Raw genomic sequence first — 19,231 nt, 5'->3', positions numbered from 1 at the left:
CCGCTCGATGACTGCTGTTATTCGCTCCTGGCCGCGCCGCGCAATGCTGTTACTGATTCTCGTTATCGCCATGGCCGGCTACTGGTTGTTCGGTAGTCAGCCGGCCTCCGGCTATATCACCGAGAGCGTACGGCGCGGCGATGTCGAATCCACCGTCGTGGCCATCGGCACGCTGCAGCCGCGTGAGTCGGTGGACGTGGGGGCCCAGGTTTCCGGCCAGGTGATGCGCATCCATGTGCAGGCTGGCGATCAGGTGCAGAAGGGCCAGTTGCTTGCCGAGATCGATGCCAGCTTGCACGAAGCCACAGTGGAAGCCGACCGTGCCGCGCTGGATGGCCTGCGTGCGCAACTGCAGGACCAGCAAGCCCAGCTCGACCTGGCGCGCCAGCAGCATCAACGCCAGTTGCGCCTGGCCAAGGACGATGCGACCCGCGAGGAAGACGTGCAGACCGCTGTCGCCACGCTGAAGTCCGCCGAAGCCAAGCTGCGCCAGTTGCGGGCGCAGATCGCCGAAAGCCAGGCTGGGCTGAAGGGCAATGAGGCACAGCTCAGCTACACCCGGCTCTACGCGCCGATCTCCGGCGTGGTGCTGGGTGTCGACGTGAAACAGGGCCAGACCCTCAACGCCACCTACCAGACGCCGACCGTGCTGCGCATTGCCGATCTCAGCCAGATGACCGGCTGGACACGGGTTTCCGAAGCCGATATCCGTCGGGTCAAGGCCGGCCTGCCACTGTACTTCACCACCCTGGGCGGTGACGAGCGGCGCTGGCATGGCACGGTGCGCCAGGTGCTGCCGGCACCGCCGGTGGACCCGAACCAGAGCGAGTCGACCACCAGCGTGGCCGAGCCGGAGAAGGTCGTGCAATACACCGTGCTGTTCGACGTGGATAACGCCGATGGCGAGTTGATGCCGCAGATGACCGCCCAAGTGGTGTTCATCACTGCCTCGGCGCATAACGTCCTGACCGTGCCGCTGGATGCGTTGTTGGGCACGCCGGGCAACTACCAGGTGCGGGTGCTGGCGAAGAATGACCAGCCGGTGCTGTATCCGGTCAAGGTCGGCGCGCGGGATCGCCAGGTTGCAGAAGTGCTCGACGGGCTGGGTGAGGGCGAGCGCCTGATCACCGGCGAGGCCCAGAACGAGGAGCGGATGTCGAGGTTCCAGTGGTAACGCCGCTGATCGAGCTGCAAGGCATTCGCCGTACCTATGGTGGTGAGGGCGGCGCCCCGGCGGTGGATGTGCTGCGTGGCATCAGCCTGTCGATTCATGCCGGCGAGTTCGTCGCCATCGTCGGGACTTCGGGCTCGGGCAAGTCGACCCTGATGAACATGCTCGGCTGCCTCGACCGCCCGAGTGCCGGCCGTTACAAGTTCGCCGGCCACGATGTCGCCGATTTCAATGCCGACCAGCTTGCCTGGCTGCGGCGCGAGGCCTTCGGTTTCGTGTTCCAGGGCTATCACCTGATCGCCACCGAGTCGGCACAAGAGAACGTCGAGGTTCCTGCCATCTATGCCGGCACCGCGACCGAGCAACGCCACGAGCGCTCGCGCGCCTTGCTGGAACGCTTGGGGTTGGGCGAGCGCCTCGATCATCGCCCCAGCCAGTTGTCCGGTGGCCAGCAGCAGCGCGTGTCGATCGCCCGGGCCTTGATGAACGGCGGGCGCATCATCCTCGCCGACGAACCCACTGGCGCCCTCGACAGCCGCAGCGGCAAGGAAGTCATGGCGCTGCTGCACGAGCTGGCCGACGCTGGGCATACCATCATCCTGATCACCCACGACCGTGATGTCGCCGCCCAGGCCAACCGGGTCATCGAGATCCGCGACGGCGAGATCATCGGCGACACCGGCGTCAGCGTGCCGGCCAATGCCCTGCCGGCACCCGACATGCACAAGGTCGGCCTGGACAAGGGCGCGAGCTTCTTCAGCGAGCTTGGCGAGATGCTGCGCGGCACCCTGCGCGGGCTGATGATCCACCGTTTCCGTACGGCACTGACCCTGCTCGGCATCATCATCGGCGTGGCTTCGGTGATCGTCATGCTGGCGGTCGGCGAGGGTGCCAAGCAGAAGGTGGTGACGGAAATGGGCGTGATGGGCGCCAACATGATGTACATCTCCAGCGACGTACCGCGTACCGGCGGTCCTATCGGCGTGCTCACGCTGGACGACTTCGAGGCCATCGCCAAGCTGCCCGAGGTCGCCCGGGTGATGCCGATCCTGCGCGACCCGGCACTGATCCGCCATGGCCAGCAGGCACTGCAGAGCGAGGTGCTGGGGGTTGGCATCCACCTGCCGGCGATTCACCACTGGCCGGTGGCGCGTGGGCGCTTCTTCAGCGAAGCGGAGAATCGCCAGGTCGCGGCCGTGGCGGTCCTGGGCAGCGACGTCTACAAGAAGCTGTTCCCCGAAGGCGGCGACCCGCTGGGCAAGATCCTGCTCATCAACAGCTCGCCCTTCGAAGTGATCGGCGTGATGAGCGAAAAAGGCAGCGAGGCGGGCGGCAACTACCCGGACGAGCAGGTGCTGGTCCCGCACAGCACGGGCGTGGTGCGGGTATTCCCGAAACTGCGCAACGAGAGCTACGGGGCCATCGAGGTCAAGAGCAGCGATCTGGTGGCGAAGGCCCAGGAGTCCCTCGAAGAGCTGTTGCTGCAACGCCATGGGCGCCAGGATTTCCGTATCTACAACTCTGCCGCCAAGCTGCAGGCCGAAGCCAAGACCCGCCAGAGCATGACCCTGATGCTGGCCCTGATCGCCGCCGTATCGTTGCTGGTCGGCGGTATCGGGGTGATGAACGTGATGCTGATGACCGTGCGCGAACGCACCCGCGAGATCGGCATCCGCATGGCCACCGGGGCTCGCCAGCGCGACATCATGCGCCAGTTCCTCACCGAGTCGGTGCTGGTCACCCTGATCGGCGGCAGTGTCGGCGTGGTCAGCGGCCTTGTATTTGGTGCGCTGCTGATCGTCTGGGAAGTACCGCTGGTGTTCTCCCTGTCGGCCATGCTCCTGGCCTTCGCCTGCTCGGTGGCGACCGGCCTGCTGTTCGGCTTCCTGCCGGCGCGCACGGCCGCCGCGCTGGACCCTGTCGTCGCCTTGGCGGCTGAATAAGGATTTGACCATGACCCGTACCCTGCCCTTCGTTATCGCCGTGCTGCTGATCCAGGGTTGTTCGTCGCCGACCGCGACCGTGGAGCTGCCAGCCGCACCGCAGCAATGGCGTACCGCCAGCCTCGGTAGTGCCCCCGTGGACGGTTGGTGGCAGGCCTTCGCCAGCAGTGAGTTGGACCAGGTCGTGCAGCAGGTACTGGCGCAGAACCAGGAGCTGGCCGCGGCCGTGGCCCGGGTCAACCAGGCCGAAGCCACTGCTCGCCAGGCTGGTGCGCCTTTGTTGCCATCGCTGACCGGCAACCTCGAGGCTTCGCGCGAGGGGCGCCTCGGTGGCGATAACGACGTCGATGGCGATGCCTTCTACGCGGGGCTGGCCGCCAGCTACGAGATCGATCTCTGGGGCCGCCTGCGCGCCACCCGCGACAGTGCCCTGGCCAGCTTGAACGCCAGCGCTTTCGACCGTGACGCGATGCAGATATCGCTGGCTGCCAGCGCGGCCACCAGTTGGCTGCAATACCAGGGGTTGAGCGAGCGCCTGCGTATCGGTCGGCTCAACCTGAGCACTGCCGAGCGTGTGCTGAACACGGTGCAGGCACGTCGTAATGCCGGTGCGGCCACTCCGCTGGAATTGGCCCAGCAACGGGGTGTCGTCGCCAGCCAGCGCCGCTCGGTGGCGGAACTGGCGCAGCAGTTGGAAGACAGTCGTTCGACGCTGGCGGTGCTGCTCGGGCGCAATGAGGTCGAGCTGAGGCTGGACGAGATATCCCTGGCCCGATTGACCCCGCCCGACATCGCTGCCGGCGTACCCAGCGACCTGCTGTTGCAGCGCCCTGACCTGGCCTATGCCGAAGCCAATCTTGCGGCAGCCAATGCCGACCTCAAGGCGGCCCGTGCGGCCCTGCTGCCGAGCCTGACCCTGAGCGCCAGTGCCGCTGGCAGTTCGAGCCGGCTGCCGCGGTTATTCTCTGACCCGATCTACTCCCTGGCCGGCGCCCTGGTTGCGCCGATCTTCGACGGGGGCTACCTGGCCGCCAGCCGCGACCTGGCCGAGGCGCGTCGTGAAGAACTGTTGGCCGACTACCGGCAGAGCATCGTCAGCGCCTTCCAGGACGTGCAGGTCGCGCTTAACACCCAAGCTGGCATCGATGCGCAGTTGCTCGCGCAACTGGAAGTCGAGCGCCAGGCCGAAGAGGCTTTCCGGCTTGCCGAGTCGCGCTATCGGGCAGGCGCGGAAACCTTGCTGGTATTGCTCGATACCCAGCGGACCCTTTACCAGGCCCAGGATGAAACGGCCGAGTTGCGTCTGTCCCGCCTGCAGGCCAGCGTATCCCTGGCCCGTGCCCTCGGTGGCGGTTGGCAGCGCCAGACACAGCTTGCCGCCACGCCTGCGCGCGGTGAAGGCTGAGCAGCTAGTCTCGGCTGAACAAGGGCAGGCAGCGCCGTGACATATCGTCCGCCGCCGGTCCTGGGTAGCACAGGCGTGGCGTGGGACCTTTCTCGAGCCTCGCACCGCCCATTCCATAAGGGTTGCCCTCGGCAGTCATCGCCAGTGCATCGGCCGTGGCAAAGCCTGGGTCGAGGGCAGCCAGGCGATTGAACAGGCGGATGCGCGCATCGAGATCATGCAGGCGGGTCAGGTACTGGGTCATGTCCGGCCCGGCGATGCCGAGCAGCGTGTTGCCGATGGGGTTGCGCCAGCCCTGGCGTTGCGCCTCAGCGGGTGTCTTCAGCCACTCGACGTACTCACCGGCTTCGAGCTGCGAGGCCATGGCGATACGTCGATAGCGAGGCAGCACCGCATTGACGCTCATGTTCGGCTTGAACAACAGGTACATGGCGAGCCGACCCGGCCTGGCAAGCGTGTGCTCGTCGTCTGGCATGGCCAGCAAACCATTGGCGGCCAGTACGAACTCACTGCGCATGGCTGTCTGCAGCGAACGCTCGCTGGGAGACAGCGGCGCCAGGGCGTGCGGCTGGGGAGCCAGGTCTTGCTGGTACAACGTGCTGAGTGTGGCGAGGTTGGCGGAAAGCAGGCGGGTGATGACGACTTTCTGTATCAGGCTGTCGGCGTTCGCCAGGTGCTTGCGCCAGCGCTGGTTGTCCTGTTCCAGCAGGGACCTGGCCTTGTCGGGCCGGCCCTCGCGAATCTCCTGATAGGCCAGCAGGACTAGCAGGCGGTTGCCGGCCAGCAGTAAGCCATAGTCGGGGATGGGCGACGAGCTGTCGAAAGCGATATGGCGCTGCAGGCTGTCGAAGCGCGCCACCTCCTGATAGCGCCTGAGCAACTCCTGGCCGTCCGTCAGCAGCGCCTGCTGCTCTTGCGGCGTGAGCTGCATCGCGCAATACCACGACTCTTCATTGCATTGCCTGAGAGCTGGAGCGGTGATCAGTTGCCTGACCGGCTGTGGGACGAAGGCGCTGTCCAGCAGGCCATGGCTGGTGCGCCAGTGACGGAATTCATCCTGCCGCGCATGGCCGACGAGCAGGGGTTCGTCCAGCGCATCCAGGCCCAGCAGGTAGATGTACCCTTCGCTGCTCTCGCGCTGGCTATTGACCGCCGATAGCCAGGCGGCGGCTTCCACGTCCAGGGGCTCGTCACGCAGAAACAGCAACAGTGTGATGGCCGCTGTCGCAACGAGGCCAACGAGACAGTAGAGGAAGAACTGTGAAGAACGCTGCATGAGGGGACATCCCAGTCCGATCAGGGAGTGAATAACAGATAGATTTGCTGGGTTTTTCGGCAAAGCCGTGGGTATGGACTCACGACTTGCGTTTTCGTGCCTGCGCCTCGCGAAATTTCCCCATCAGCGTCGATGATTCGTCGCAGTAACGCTGGCGGGTACGGCTTCACAAGCGCTTCATCAGGTACTTCGGTGATTCCCTGTACCCCTGCCGTGCATAGAAGCGATGGGCCCCCTGGCGACGTTCGGCACAGTGCAATTCGATGCGATCGCAGCCGCGTTCGCGGGCTGCCTGCTCGGCCGCCTGCTCCAGGGCGGCACCTATACCCTGGCTGCGCACGGCATCGCTGACGCAGAAGTAGCTGACTCGACAGAAATCCCCGGCCAAGGCCAGTTGCGGGATGAAGTGCAACGAGATGAAGCCGAGCACCTGGCCAGCCTCCTCGGCAACCAGTAGCCGGGCGTCGGGATGGGCGAGCAACTGTTCCAGGCGGGCAGCGATGAACGCCTCGCTGCCGGGGTAATCGAGGGCCGTGAGCAGGGCGCACAGGGCTGGAGTGTCTGCGGCGCGGGCGGTGCGGATCCGTAGCATGGGCATCTCCCCGCTCTCTAGGTTATTTCTCACGACAACGCGGCTTGCGCCGAAACGTCAACAGAGCCTAGACCCGGAAGTGGCTGACCAGTCCCTGCAAATGGTTGCCCAGGCGTGCCAGTTCAGCACTGGACGCTGCGGTTTCGTCGCTGGCGGTGGCGCTCTGTTCGGCCACGTCGCGCACGTTGATGATGCTGCGGCTGATCTCTTCGGCCACGGCGCTCTGTTCCTCGGCGGCGGCGGCGATCTGCTGGTTCATCGACTGGATGTTGGATACCGTGCGGGTGATGCTTTCCAGCGAGTCGCCGGCCTTGCGCGTCAGTTCGACGCTGCTTTCGCTCAGGGCGCGGGTGTTGTTCATTGCCGTGACCACCTGCTGGGTGCCGTTGTGCAGGCCGCTGACCAGGGTTTCGATTTCCGCGGTGGACTGCTGGGTACGCTGGGCCAGGCTGCGTACTTCGTCGGCGACCACGGCGAAACCACGCCCGGCCTCACCGGCCCGGGCGGCTTCGATGGCGGCGTTGAGGGCCAGCAGGTTGGTCTGTTCGGCGACCGCGCGGATCACGTCGATCACGCTGCCGATCTTGTCGCTTTCCTGTTTGAGCAGGTTCATCGCCTCGCCGGAGCGGCTGACCTCCTCGGCCATACGCTCGATCCGGGCGATGGCCTCGCCGACCACCCGATCGCCCTCGCGCGCTTCGCCGTCGGCCAGGCTGGCCGCCTCGGAAGCGCTCTCGGCGTTGCGCGCTACTTCCTGCACGGTGGCGGACATTTCGTGCATCGCCGTAGCGACCTGGTCGGTCTCGACCTTCTGTGCATTGACCCCGACATTGGTTTGCTCGGTGACGGCCGACAGTTGCTCGGCGGCACTGGCGATCTGGGTGACGCCGTCGCGGATACTGCCGATCAGCTCGCGCAGGCTGTTGCCCATACGCTGCACACCCTGTTGCAGGATGCCGAGTTCGTCGCGGCGCGTGGTCTTGATATCGGCGGTCAGGTCGCCGCTGGCGATGCGTTCGACCACCTTCAGGGTGTCGTTCAGCGGCCGGGTGATCTGGCGGGTGATGACGAATGCGGCGAGAGCGCCAAGGAGCAGCGCCAGCAGCGTGCTGCCCAGCACGAGAGTCCGTGCCTGGGTACTCTCGGCGTCACGGCGTTCGATCTGGATATTGAACAGCTCGTCGCTGAGCTTGACGACGGTCAGGCCTTCGTCGGTCAGCTCCTTGCGAGCCTGGGCGATCTGCTCGACGGCGCCCTTGAAACGTTGCACGGAATTGGCATAGCTCTGCAGGGCCTGGACTGTCGGCTCGACCTGGTCGGTGCCGATATCGGCCTGCAACTGCTTGAGTGCTGCGTTGGCCTTGTCGATCTGCTGGGCAACGCTCTGGCGGGCCTCCTCGGAGGGGTTGCTGGTGTAGCCGCGCACTTCGTAACGGACCTGGATCAGTTCGTCGCGTGCTTGCATGGCATGCTGGAAATCACGGAGGTGCGCCGGGTCGTCTTGCGTGCGTTGCAACACTGCCGCCACCAGCGCGTCGATGGCGTCCAGCGAAGCCTTGGCGTCGCTCGCGATCTCCAGGCGCGACGCGTTGCTGGCCTTGTAGCCCTCGCGCATGGCGTTGAAGGAGACCTGGTACTTGGCCGTTTCGTCCGCCTGGGCGCGCAGGCGTTGGACATCCTCGGGGCTATCGAAGCGCGCCAGGGCCTCCTGCTGCTGGCGGGCGAAGCCGTCCAGTGAGGTCTGCACGGCCTGGGCAGCCGTCTCGTCGCCGTTGGTCAGCATGTACTGCAGGCGGGTTACGCGCAGCTTGGTCAGTTCATCGCTGAGCCGGGCGATGTCGCCCATCCAGTCGCTGCGCTGGATCATGCCGCCCAGGCTGCTCCAGCCCGAGACAGCCAGCAGCAGGGTGAGCAGCAGGACGATGCCGAAGCCGAGGGTGAGTTTGGCGGTGACGCCGATATTGCTGATCCAATTGTTCATATACAGTCCCAAGAAGTCGTTGAGGCCGGGGTTCCTTTTGTTCTTCTTGGGCCCAGCAGTGTGCGATTATCGGTCGATCCAGAGCGCTTTGCATCCTCCAGTTGCTGACAAGGCGTTTCCAGCCGACCGGGGGTATACCGGGCGATCTGGCCGCTTGATCCACCCTGGCCGGCGCAACTGAAACGCCAGCGGCGGCCGAAAGAGCGAGCTCAATTCGCCGCGCAGCCCGCGAACAGGGTTGACTGGTCGTCATCGCTCGCCTGAGCATCAGTGCGCCATCCACTGTGAGCCGCCCATGAAAACCACGCTCGACGAGCTGCTCGCCCTGACCCGCGTGGTCGACAGCGGTTCGATCACCGCCGCCGCCGAACAGCTCGGCCAGACCACTTCTGGCGTAAGCCGCGCACTTGCCCGCCTCGAAGAAAAGCTCGGCGTGACCCTGCTGCGACGTACCACGCGACGCCTGGAACTGACCGAGGAAGGCTCGGTATTCCTGGTCCAGGCGCGGCGTATCATCGCTGCGGTGGAGGCGGCCGAGGAACAGATGACCCTGCGTCGCCAGGTGCCCTCGGGCCTGCTGCGCGTCAACGCCGCCTCACCGTTCATGCTGCACGTGCTGGTGCCGCTGGTTGAGGGTTTTCGTGCCCGGTATCCACAGGTGGAACTGGAGCTCAACAGTGACGACTTGATCATCGACCTGCTGGAGCAACGCACTGACCTGGCCATCCGCATCGGTGCATTGCGCGATTCGAGCCTGCACGCCCGGCTGCTGGCGACCACGCGTATCCGCATCCTCGCCAGTCCGGCCTACCTGGCCGAGCACGGCACGCCACAAACCGTGGCCGACCTGCAGCGGCACAGCCTGATCGGTTTCACCCAGCCGCGCAGCCTGAACCTCTGGCCGCTACGCAGCCCCCACGATGAAGACATCGAAATCATCCCTTCGCTGCGTGCCTCCAGCGGCGAAACCATCCGCCACCTGGCGCTTGCCGGAGCCGGGCTGGTGCGCCTGTCCGACTTCATGACCGAGCAGGACCGGGCCAGCGGCGCATTGGTCGAGGTCCTCGCCGATCTCAACCTGCCGCGCTTGCAACCGATCAACGCTGTCTACCATCGCAATACGGCGTTGTCGGCACGCATCGCCTGTTTTCTCGATTACCTGTCCGAGCGTTTGGAGGGGCAGGCGTGGGTGGCCTGATCCGCGACTTGCCTCTATCTCCGCCTGAAACGCCAATCGCTCCCTTGAGGCCGCCATGCACGACCTGCTCAAACAAATCCTCGAAGAAGTCCACCCGCTGATCGGCCAAGGCACGGTCGCGCAGTACATTCCTGCCTTGGCCAGGGTCGCCCCGGACCAGCTCGGCATCGCCGTGTACGGTATCGATGGCCAGCTCTTCAGTGCGGGAGAGGCGAACATGCCGTTCTCGATCCAGAGCATTTCCAAGGTGTTCAGCCTGTGCCAGGCGATCCAGCATTCCGGAGAAGACATCTGGCAGCGCCTCGGCCACGAACCGTCGGGGCAGGCATTCAATTCCCTGGTGCAGCTGGAGTTCGAGAAAGGCCGGCCGCGCAACCCGTTCATCAACGCCGGTGCCCTGGTGATCTGCGATATCAACGAATCGCGCTTCGCCGCGCCGACCCTGTCGATGCGTGACTTCGTCCGGCGCCTGTCGGGCAATCCGCAGATCGTCGCCGACCGCGTGGTGGCCGAGTCGGAATACCAGCACCGCGCACGCAACGCGGCGATGGCCTACCTGATGCAGTCGTTCGGCAACTTCCACAACGATGTCGAGACGGTGCTGCGTAGCTATTTCAGCCACTGCGCCCTGAGCATGAGCTGCGTCGACCTGGCGAAAGCCTTCTGCTTCCTGGCCAACGACGGCTTCTGCAAGCACAGCGGCGAACAGGTGCTCAGCGCGCGGCAGACCCAGCAGGTCAACTCGATCATGGCCACCAGCGGCCTGTACGACGAAGCCGGCAACTTCGCCTACCGCGTCGGCCTGCCCGGCAAGAGCGGCGTCGGCGGCGGCATCGTCGCCGTGGTGCCAGGGCAGTACACCATTTGCGTGTGGTCGCCGGAGCTGAACGCTGCCGGTAACTCGCTGGCGGGGATGAAGGCGCTGGAGTTGCTCAGCGAGCGGATTGGCTGGTCGGTGTTTTAGGGCGGCTCAAGCTTCGAGTAAGCCGGTCGCTCGATGGCGCTTCGCGTCAGGCTCGGAGGCGTGAGGCTCCGAGCCGGCGACACGGGGGTGGAGCGTCCTGGGAACGATCAGAACGTGTATTTGATCGACATCATCAAGTTACGGGGCTCACCGTAAACATTGCTGGGCACCGTCACCGATGAGCTGAGCGAGTTGTAGTAGCGCTTATCAAAAGCATTGTTCAGGTTCAACTGGGCATCGAGATGTTCAGTCGGTTTGAAGCCGAGCATGAAATCGACCAGGGTGTAGCCATCTTGCTCGATGATGAACGCATGCGAGGTGCCGTTGAGGGTGTAGCTCCCTTTGTTGTAGATGCGGTTCTGCCTGTAAAGCGAGGACCCAACCCGCCATCTGTTCAGCGCGCCCGGTAATGTGTAGGTGCTGCTGAGCTTGAACAGGTGTCGCGGTATGTCGGTGTCGAACAGGTTGCCGACATTGGCCGCGTTGCTGTCTTTCTTGTATTTGGCTTCTGTGAACGTGTAACCAGCGGCAAGCTCCCAATTGGCGGTCAGTCGCCCCTGGACTTCCAGCTCTATGCCTTTGCTGCGCACCTCGCCCGCAGCTTCGTAGCAGTTAGTGGTGGGATACGTAGGGCAAAGAGACACGTCGGTGATGGTCTTGGCACGGTTTTCCTGATCGATTTGGAAAAGTGCCGCAGAGGCGTTCAACATCCCGTCGAAATATTCGCCCTTGAGCCCTAGCTCATAGTTCTTGCCGGTAATGGGTTTGATAATCGAGTTGGCAGCGTCGACATAATTCTGTGGTTTGAAGATATCGGTGTAGCTCAGGTATACCGAGTGATGTTCATCAAGGTCATAGATCAAGCCCGCGTACTTGGTCACGTGACGGTTAACCTTGAGCTCCGGGGGATAGACCTTGCGGTAAGGGTTTGCCGTGTCGTTCTCGTACCAGTCCAACCGGCTTCCAACGATCAGCTTCAGTGGATCCAAAAGGCTCAGACGTGTTGTCGCGTAAACGCTGTTGATCTTGGCATTGGTGTTTTGCCAGCCATACCGGGCCTGGGTAGCCAGTTGCGAGTTGGACTGGAAGTCATTGATGCTGATATTGCTTTTGAGAAGCACGTTGTTCGCCACATCGCCGTTGAACACCACTCGCCGATGGCTGGCACCCACTACCAGCTCATGATCCCGTTCCATTAAGCGAAAGGGGCCGCTGGCAAATGCGTCAAAGCTGTTCTGTGTTTCATCGTAATGACCGGCGCCAACGTACTGGTTCCATGTCTGGGTCGCGGGCACACCAAGCACATAGGTGCCGAGCATCTGCAGGTTTGCCCAGCTTCTGGCCGCAGAAACGTTGAGTTTCCAGCCATTGTCCAGTCGATGCTCCAGGGCGGCGTAGGCGGTCGTGGTTGTTTTGTCCCAGTATTCCCAGTCATTGGCCAACGATGTCGAACGCGACATGTGCAGGTCGCCACCATCGAACGCCACGGGCACGCCAGTCCAGCCATTGCCGTCGTAATCGTCTTGCTGGCGCGAAGCGCTTAGGGTCAGGGTGGTGTTTTCGTTGAGATCTGCTTCGGCAATACCGTAAAAAAGACTGCGTTGGTTTTCCAGGCCGTCACGGAAACTGTTCTGGGTCTGATAGGCGGTGACCACTCGGCCGCGTACGCTGCCGTTGTCAGTCAAAGGGCCAGATACATCGGCATCGGTGCGGTAACGATCCCAGCTACCTGCGCTGCCTTGTACGCTGGCCTGGAACTCGCGGGTGGGGCGTTTGCGAACCAGATTGATCGCCGCTGCCGGGTTGCCGGCCCCCTGCATCAAGCCCGTGGCGCCGCGAACCACTTCGACCCGGTCATACATGGCCAGGTCCGCTGACAGCAGATCCTGCGACACCTGGGAGCTATCGAGAGTAGTCGGCAAGCCGTCGTACATCAGGTTATCCAGCGAGAAGCCTCGGGCGTAATACGACGAACGCTCGGGACCGGTACGGCGCAGGGTCAGGCCCGGTGTGTTTTGCACGACGTCATTGAGATCGGCCATCGCCTGGTCATCGATGCGTTGGCGGGTAATCACGGTGGCCGACTGTGGGGTTTCACGCAGCGACAGGGGGAGCTTGGTGCTAGTTTGCGCGGACCCGGTGGTGTAGGAACGGGTACCTTCTGTGGTACTTCCCAACGCCTGCCCCGAAATGCTCGTAGCCCCCAATTGCAAGGCCCCCGCCGGCCCAGCCTCCACCAACACATAGCTGTTGTCCGCCCCGGCAATCGCCCGTACTCCCGTCCCGGCGAGCAACACGGCAAACCCTTGCACGACGCTATAGCGCCCATCGATGCCCTGGCTCTGCTTGCCTTCGGTCAGGGTGGTGTCGAACGACAGCACCACACCGGCTTCGGTGGCGAAGCGGTTGAGTACGCTGGCCAGCGGGCCGGCGGCGATGACGAAGTCGTGTTGTTGGGTGGTGCTGTTCGCCGGCTGGCTCTGCGCGGCGTTGGTCAGGGCGGGGGTGACCATCAGCAGGGTGGCGCCGAGGATCGCCAGGCGCAGGGCGGTCGGCGCTTTCAAGGCGCTGGCGCGCAGGCTCAGAGGTGGGTATTGCATGTCGTCTCCTGATGCGTGTATCGGCATTTTTTCTAGGTATCTGCAAAAGGAGTCGCGGTGCTGGCAGCAAACCGACAATGGATTTTGAAAATATTTTCAGCGCGCAATGATCGCTTGAAAGTGCGTTGCCGACAGCCTTGCGTTTGCATATATTGCGACTCATTCTTATCCACTCGCTGATCTCGTCATGCCTTCCGGCAATCCCATCGCGACGCTCTACACCGACCATCAACCCTGGCTGGTCAACTGGTTGCGCAAGCGCACCGGTTGTTCGCAGCAGGCCGCCGACTTCGCCCAGGACACCTTCCTGCGCGTGCTGCTGGCCGAGCGTCGTGCGCCGGTGGCGGCCTCGCTGGATGAGCCGCGGCATTTCCTGGTCACTATCGCCAAGCGGGTGATGGTCGACAGCTTTCGCCGGCGTTCGGTGGAGCAGGCCTACCTGGAGGTGCTGGCCGACCAGCCGGAGGATTTCGTGCTGTCCGCCGAGGACCGGCTGAGCATGCTGCAGACCTTGCAGGCGCTGGATCGCATGCTCGATGGCCTGGGGATCAAGGCCAAGGCGGCGTTCCTGATGTCGCAATTGCAGGGGCTGACCTATCCACAGATCGCCGAACGACTGCAGGTGTCGGTCAGTTCGGTGACCAAGTACATGGCCCGTGCCACCGAGCATTGCCTGCTGTTCGCCGTGGACAACCCGGTGTGAGCAGCGACGCCCAGCGCCGTGCCCTGCGCGATGCCGCGCAGTGGTTCGCGCAGATGTGCGCCAATCCCGATGACCCGGCGATCCAGCATCAGTGGCAGGCCTGGCACGCTCGCCAGGCAGAGCACCAATGGGCCTGGCAGCGCCTGACCGAATTGCAGGCGCAGCTCGGCAGCGTGCCGCAGCAACTGGCCTGGCCGGTGATGGACAAGGTTGCCTTGCAAGGCGGCGGGTTGGATCGACGCACGTTGCTCAAATGCCTGCTGCTCGGCGCTGGCGTTGCTCCGCTCGCCTGGCAGGGTTATCGCGCAGCGCCGGTGTGGTTGGCCGATCTCAGCACCCGTACCGGCGAACAGCGCCGCGAAATCCTGGCCGACGGGACGCTACTGGTGCTGGATACGGCCACGGCGGTGGACGTGGTTTTCGATGCCGGCCAGCGCCTGCTGATCCTGCGGGCCGGCGAGATCCACGTGACCACCGGCAAGGATGCGCGGCCGTTTCGGGTGCGCAGCGTCCAGGGCGAGATGCGTGCGTTGGGCACTCGTTTCGCGGTACGCCAGCTCGATGGAATTACGCGCCTGAACGTCTACGAACATGCCGTAGCGGTGCGCCCTGAGCGGGCCGATGGTGAAACGGTGGTCGAACAGGGCCGGTCGGTCAGCTTCGATCGGCAGGGCCTGATCGACGAACACGAGTTGGCCATCGCTGAAGAGGCCTGGGCCCAAGGCCGCCTGGTAGTGGACGGCTGGCGCCTGGACCGCTTGGTCGAGGAGTTGCAGCGCTATCGCCCCGGTTACCTCGGCTGCGCCCCGGAGGTCGCTCACCTGCGCGTCTCCGGCAGCTATCTGCTCAGCGATATCGACGTGGCCCTGAACGCCATCGCCCGCTCGCTGCCGGTACGCATCGAGCGGCACACGCGGTATTGGACGCGGGTGGTGCTGCGCGGTTAGAAACTCTCCGAACCCGTTCGAATGACTGCTTCGAGGGGCGGATATTTACGTTCACCGTCATTCCCGCAGGGGAATAATCCAAATGCCCTGTGTCTTCTAGATTCCCGCCTTCGCGGGAATGACGATGGTTTCAGATCATCCCTATCCGAAGGCTGTTGCCCTCAGAACTTCATCTGCCACTGCCCGATCAGCGCATGGTTCTGCGCGCGATTGCCGTACTCGCCGCTGTAGCCCAGGCCCAGGCTCTGACTGGCGCTGATGCCGAGGTCGAGGCCGGCTTCGAGCAGCAGGCTGTCGCGGTCCATGGCCGTGCCTTCGACGCTGAACGCGCTGCCGCCGCTGAGGAAGGACTGGCGGGCCGTGCTGTCCAGGTCGCCGTAGGTGTGACGCCAGCCGAGGCTGGCGCGTGGCGTCAGGCTCATGCCGTTGGCCAGGGTGCCGAGATGGGCCAGGCGGATGCCGAGGGTGCTGCTGAAATTGTCCTGGTCCTGGCTGTCGACATGCAGCGCGGCGGCGCCGCCCTTCTCGTTGTACGACTCGTGGCTGTAGCGTTGGTAACCGAGGCTGGCGAAAGGCTCGGTGAGCAGGCGGCCGAAGGCCAGTTGGTAACCCAGTTCGGCGAAGGCCTGCTGGCTGTCGGCAGCGTAGTCGCCACGCAGTTGATCATTGAAACCGGAGAAACCGACCCGGCGCTTGCTGCTGTTGTCATGCCGGCTATAGGCCGCGCCCAGGCGCAGGGCCAGCGGGCCGCTCTGGCGCAGGGCATAGACGCCGACGTGCAGGCTGTCGATATCGCTGGAGGCACCGAGGCCGGCATCGACGTCGGTGCGCGCATAGCCGCCGAGCACACCGAGACGCCAGGTCGGGTTCAACGCCCAGTCGGCGCCGAGCACCGCGCCGCGGGTGTCCTGGCGCACGTCGTGACCGCCGTTGCCGCCATCGAGGGTGCCGTGGCTGCCCAGGGCTTGCAGCCAGAGACGGCCTTCGGCGCGCGGGTCGTTGAGGTGACGGGCTTCGTCCGGCACGCCGTTCGATGCGAGCAGCGGGCCATCCTCGCGCAGCAACGAAGCCTGCAGGTTGCCGGCGCTGCCCATCTGTTGCATGGCGCCGAGCATGCTGCTGCCAACCTGGGCGCTGCCGGCCAGGCTGGCGCTCATGAGGCTGGCATTGCTGCTGGCGGCCAGTTGCTCCAAGGCGCCAGAGACGCTGCCGGTGCCGCTGCCCAGCACGGCCTGGTACAGCGCGCCGCTGCCCTGGGCTTCGAGCGAGCGGGCGACGCCGCTGCCGTTGGCGCTTTGCGCCAGGTCGGCGAAGGCGATGTCGTTGCGCGTCAGGGTCAGGTCGACGCTGTGGGCGCCATAGCTCAGGGTCGGGGTCAGGAAGGCCAGGTTGCTTTGCGTCTCGGCGAAGGTCCCGCTGATGCTGCCCGTGGCCGTCAGCACGCTGTAGGTGCGTTGCAGGGCGTACTCGCCGCTGCCTCCGAGAATGCTCAGGCTGGCGCCCGCGAGGGTGACGTCGCCGCCGACGCTGAGCGCATTCGAGGTGGTTGGCGTGACCAGCAGCGCCAGGGTCGAGCCGCTTTGCAGGTCCAGATTGCCGCTAACGTTGCCGCCGCTGAACACGCCGCCCGCATCGACCTGCACGTTACCGAGCAGCGTGCCGAGGTTGAGCAGGCCGGCGCCGTCGTACACATGCACGCTGGAGCTGAAGTCGTTGCTGTCGAGGGTCCAGGAGCCGCTGCGCACGTCCAGGGCTTCGAAGTTGACGCTGTCGCCGAAACTGCCGCCCGCGCTGTCGTCGAGGATCACGCTGTCAGTGCCCGCGCCGCCGTCGACGCTGCCGATGAAGCTGGCAGTGGAATACACCTTGAGCGTGTCGTCGCCCTCGCCCAGGTCCACCGCCAGGTCGTTGAGGCCTTCGATCAGGCCGGCGTTGCTCAGGGTGTCGTTGCCGGCGCCCATCTGCACCGCCGCTGCCGCTGTGCTGCTGTTCAACTCGTCGACCCTTACCGACTCGGTGCCGCCACGGATCACGCCAGTGGCACGGTTGACGATCTCGTCATCGAAATCGCCGACCAGGCCGATGGCGGTGCTGCGTTCGCCGATGATGCTGCCGGCGTTGTCGATGCTCATCGTACTGGCCGCGGCGCTGTCGGTGCCGCGCCCGCTGGCGACCGCCGTGCCGTTGGCGCCGTCGTCGATGAGGATGCCCTTGGACTCGCCGTAGATGCTCGCCCCCTCATGGTTGACGATGCTGCCGCCACCGGCGGCGATGCCGTCGGCACCGTTGGGGTAGCCGCTGGAGTCGTAGCCACCGGCCCCCAGGCCCTCGATGCGACCGTAGTTGACGATGGTGGCGACGCCATCGATGTCGACGCCGTCGCCATCGCCGTTGCTGGTGGTGCTGCCGTCGCCGAGGTGGTCGTAGACGTTGCCGGCGCCGGCATAGCGGCCGCTGATCAGGCCGTAGTTGGTCACCGTGCCGGTGCCGTCGCTGCCCACGCCGGAACCATTGCGGCCGATGATCTCGCCGCCTGCGTAGTTGGTCACATTCAGTTCGACGTCGGCGGTGATGCCATGGCGCGCGCCGGAGATGGTGCCCCAGTTGTTCACCACCAGGCCGGTGTTCGAGCCTGCATCGATGGCGTCATGGGCACCGGGCGCGTCATCGCAGGCATCGCCCAGGTAGTCCGGGCACTTGGTGTTGACCGCGCCGCTGGCGAGGATGCTGCCGTAGTTGTTGATCGTGGTGTTGGTGCCGGGGCGGATCGCGTCGTTGTTGTGCGATTCGATCAAGGCGCTGGCGTTGCTGCTGGAGCCGTTGTTGATGACCTTGGCGCCGCTGCCGGTGGCGCTTTTCATGTCGATGGCCTGGCCGCCGTCGGTGCCCTCGCCGGTCACGACGATGCTGCCGTTGTTGTTCAGTACCAGGGTCGAGTTGGCCTTGTTGATACGCAGCGCATCGTTGCTCACCGAGGAGACGGTGCCGTTGTTGGTGATGGCGATCACCGCGTTGTTGCTGTTGTTGTCGATGGCTCGGCCATCGCTGGTGTTGGCCAGGGTGCCGTCGTTGATCAGGGTGATGGTGCCGCTGCCATTGGTCAGCGTCAGGCTCGGGCTGCTGCTGGTGCTCAGCGCGGCACCGCTGGCGATGGTGCCGGTTTCGCCGGCGGCGAGGGTCTTGCTGCTCGTGTCGGTGCCGCTGTCTATGGCGAAGCCGGCGGGGGCTGCCCAGGAGGAGGCGCAGGCGGTCGCCTGCAACGCCAGGGCAAGGGGGAGCGGACGCAGTCGGAATGAGCGCAGCATCGTGAAGGCACCAGTCGTTGGATTTATAAAGCCCGCGACTATGCCCGCACGATGTTACGGAACGTTGACGGTCAGCCGTCGGCGCTTTCCCCACACAGGTCGAGGGCGAACCAGCGCTCCACTTCGGCCTGGCTCAACCCGGCGCCGACCAGGGCGAACAGCTTGCCCAGGGCCGCCTCACGGGTCATGCCGTTGCCGCCGACCAGGCCGGTCTCGGCCAGGCGGCTGCCGGCGGCATACACGCCGAACTCGACGAAGCCCTGCGGGCATTGGCTGATTGCCGCCAGCACCACGCCACGGGCATGGGCATCGCGCAGGACGGCGAGAATCTCGGCGTCGTCCGACGGCCCGGTGCCGCTGCCGTAGCATTCCAGCAACAGTGCCTGCACGCCGCTGGCAAGCAGGCCGTGCAGATGCTCGGCCTGCAAGCCGGGGTACAGCGGCAGCACGGCGATGGACACCGGCTGGCGCGGCTGGCGGTAGTCGAGCACCGTGCTGATGCCTTCGGCGCGCAGGCCACGGCGTGGTCGTTCGGACTCGACGAAGGCATCGAAGCATTCGCTGTTCAACTTGCTCGCACAGGCACCATGCAGCAGCCGGCCGTTGAAATACAGGTGCACACCGGGCGCCACACCATGGGCCAGCGACTGCAGGGCGCCGAACAGGTTGGGCCAGGCATCGCTGCCGGGCACGCCGGCGGGTTGCATCGAGCCGGTCAGCAGCACCGGCACCGGCAGGCCGAGCAGCAGGAAGGACAGTGCGGCGGCGCTGTAGGCCAGGGTATCGGTGCCGTGCAGCAGCAGCACGCTGTCGCAGCCGTCGCGCTCCACCGCCTCGACGATGGCGTCGCGCATGGCCAGCCAGTTGCGCTGGTTCATGTTGGCGCTGTCCAGCGGTGGCGTCAGTTCACGGAAGCGCCAGGCCGGCACCGGGCGTTCTGGATGCGCGGCCTGCTCCGCGCGCAACCGGGCGTCGAAACCGGTGGCCGGCGCCAGGCCGGCATCGGTCATCTGCATGCCGATGGTGCCGCCGGTATAGAGCACGAGGAGGTTTTGCGCGGGTTTCATAGCCGTGATCCTTGGAACGGTGAATCGACCGAGGTCGAGAATACAGACATTGGCGCCTGCCCGGCTCCGCTGTTTCGGC

General features: G+C 64.8%; 13 protein-coding genes and 1 pseudogene. 7 read left to right on the top strand and 7 right to left on the bottom strand.

Annotated elements, in window-relative coordinates; all coding sequences use genetic code 11:
* Positions 1–7: 7 nt before the first annotated feature.
* From ACSZPK_RS02420 to ACSZPK_RS02410, 3 genes are read left to right on the top strand one after another with little or no spacing between them, the layout of a single operon-like run.
* Positions 8–1,174, top strand: a complete 1,167-nt coding sequence (locus tag ACSZPK_RS02420; protein ID WP_437879792.1) for an efflux RND transporter periplasmic adaptor subunit — start codon at positions 8–10, stop codon at positions 1,172–1,174.
* Positions 1,168–3,114: a MacB family efflux pump subunit gene (locus ACSZPK_RS02415; RefSeq protein WP_437879791.1), complete on the top strand. Its 1,947-nt coding sequence runs from the start codon at positions 1,168–1,170 to the stop codon at positions 3,112–3,114. The genes ACSZPK_RS02420 and ACSZPK_RS02415 overlap by 7 nt, the downstream gene beginning before the upstream one ends.
* A gap of 10 nt (positions 3,115–3,124) precedes the next feature.
* Positions 3,125–4,519, top strand: a complete 1,395-nt coding sequence (locus tag ACSZPK_RS02410) for an efflux transporter outer membrane subunit (RefSeq protein ID WP_437879790.1) — start codon at positions 3,125–3,127, stop codon at positions 4,517–4,519.
* Positions 4,520–4,523: 4 nt separating this feature from the next.
* Here the strand turns inward: ACSZPK_RS02410 and ACSZPK_RS02405 are convergent, their stop codons facing one another.
* From ACSZPK_RS02405 to ACSZPK_RS02390, 4 genes and pseudogenes are all read right to left on the bottom strand, one after another.
* Positions 4,524–5,795 carry a hypothetical protein gene (locus ACSZPK_RS02405; protein ID WP_437879789.1) on the bottom strand — a complete coding sequence of 424 codons (1,272 nt, stop codon included), beginning with the start codon at positions 5,793–5,795 and terminating at the stop codon, positions 4,524–4,526.
* 166 nt (positions 5,796–5,961) lie between these two features.
* The gene (locus ACSZPK_RS02400; protein WP_437879788.1) at positions 5,962–6,387 is read right to left on the bottom strand and encodes an N-acetyltransferase family protein; all 426 of its coding nucleotides are present in this window, start codon (positions 6,385–6,387) and stop codon (positions 5,962–5,964) included.
* Between the two features lie 67 nt (positions 6,388–6,454).
* Positions 6,455–7,159 (bottom strand): methyl-accepting chemotaxis protein, encoded by a 705-nt coding sequence (locus ACSZPK_RS02395; RefSeq protein WP_437880268.1) that lies wholly within the window; start codon positions 7,157–7,159, stop codon positions 6,455–6,457.
* Between the two features lie 198 nt (positions 7,160–7,357).
* Positions 7,358–8,233 (bottom strand): annotated as a pseudogene (locus ACSZPK_RS02390) (methyl-accepting chemotaxis protein); the annotation flags it as partial.
* Between the two features lie 430 nt (positions 8,234–8,663).
* Here ACSZPK_RS02390 and ACSZPK_RS02385 point away from each other — a divergent pair.
* Entirely contained in the window at positions 8,664–9,566 is a 903-nt protein-coding gene (locus ACSZPK_RS02385) for a LysR substrate-binding domain-containing protein (protein ID WP_437879787.1), read from the top strand.
* A gap of 55 nt (positions 9,567–9,621) precedes the next feature.
* Positions 9,622–10,530, top strand: coding sequence for a glutaminase B (gene glsB / locus ACSZPK_RS02380; protein WP_437879786.1), 909 nt, complete (start codon positions 9,622–9,624; stop codon positions 10,528–10,530).
* 107 nt (positions 10,531–10,637) lie between these two features.
* Here glsB and ACSZPK_RS02375 read toward each other — a convergent pair whose 3' ends face one another.
* Positions 10,638–13,130, bottom strand: coding sequence for a TonB-dependent siderophore receptor (locus ACSZPK_RS02375; protein WP_437879785.1), 2,493 nt, complete (start codon positions 13,128–13,130; stop codon positions 10,638–10,640).
* Between the two features lie 187 nt (positions 13,131–13,317).
* On the opposite strand from ACSZPK_RS02375, the gene ACSZPK_RS02370 reads away from it, so the two are divergent.
* Both ACSZPK_RS02370 and ACSZPK_RS02365 read left to right on the top strand, forming a co-directional pair.
* Positions 13,318–13,833 (top strand): sigma-70 family RNA polymerase sigma factor, encoded by a 516-nt coding sequence (locus tag ACSZPK_RS02370; protein WP_437879784.1) that lies wholly within the window; start codon positions 13,318–13,320, stop codon positions 13,831–13,833.
* The gene (locus ACSZPK_RS02365; protein WP_437879783.1) at positions 13,830–14,780 is read left to right on the top strand and encodes a FecR domain-containing protein; all 951 of its coding nucleotides are present in this window, start codon (positions 13,830–13,832) and stop codon (positions 14,778–14,780) included. The genes ACSZPK_RS02370 and ACSZPK_RS02365 overlap by 4 nt, the downstream gene beginning before the upstream one ends.
* 161 nt (positions 14,781–14,941) lie before the next feature.
* On the opposite strand, the gene ACSZPK_RS02360 is transcribed toward ACSZPK_RS02365, so the two are convergent.
* Both ACSZPK_RS02360 and ACSZPK_RS02355 read right to left on the bottom strand, forming a co-directional pair.
* Positions 14,942–18,085 carry an autotransporter outer membrane beta-barrel domain-containing protein gene (locus ACSZPK_RS02360; RefSeq protein ID WP_437879782.1) on the bottom strand — a complete coding sequence of 1,048 codons (3,144 nt, stop codon included), beginning with the start codon at positions 18,083–18,085 and terminating at the stop codon, positions 14,942–14,944.
* A gap of 71 nt (positions 18,086–18,156) precedes the next feature.
* A complete protein-coding gene (locus tag ACSZPK_RS02355; protein ID WP_437879781.1) occupies positions 18,157–19,152 on the bottom strand; it encodes an asparaginase in 996 nt (331 codons plus the stop codon).
* Positions 19,153–19,231 lie beyond the last annotated feature (79 nt).

The sequence above is a fragment of the Pseudomonas sp. LRF_L74 genome (genome assembly GCF_965644255.1).
Taxonomy (GTDB): domain Bacteria; phylum Pseudomonadota; class Gammaproteobacteria; order Pseudomonadales; family Pseudomonadaceae; genus Aquipseudomonas.
The sequence above is the reverse complement of the archived record's forward strand: the minus strand, read 5'-3'. Positions and strand labels throughout refer to the sequence as shown.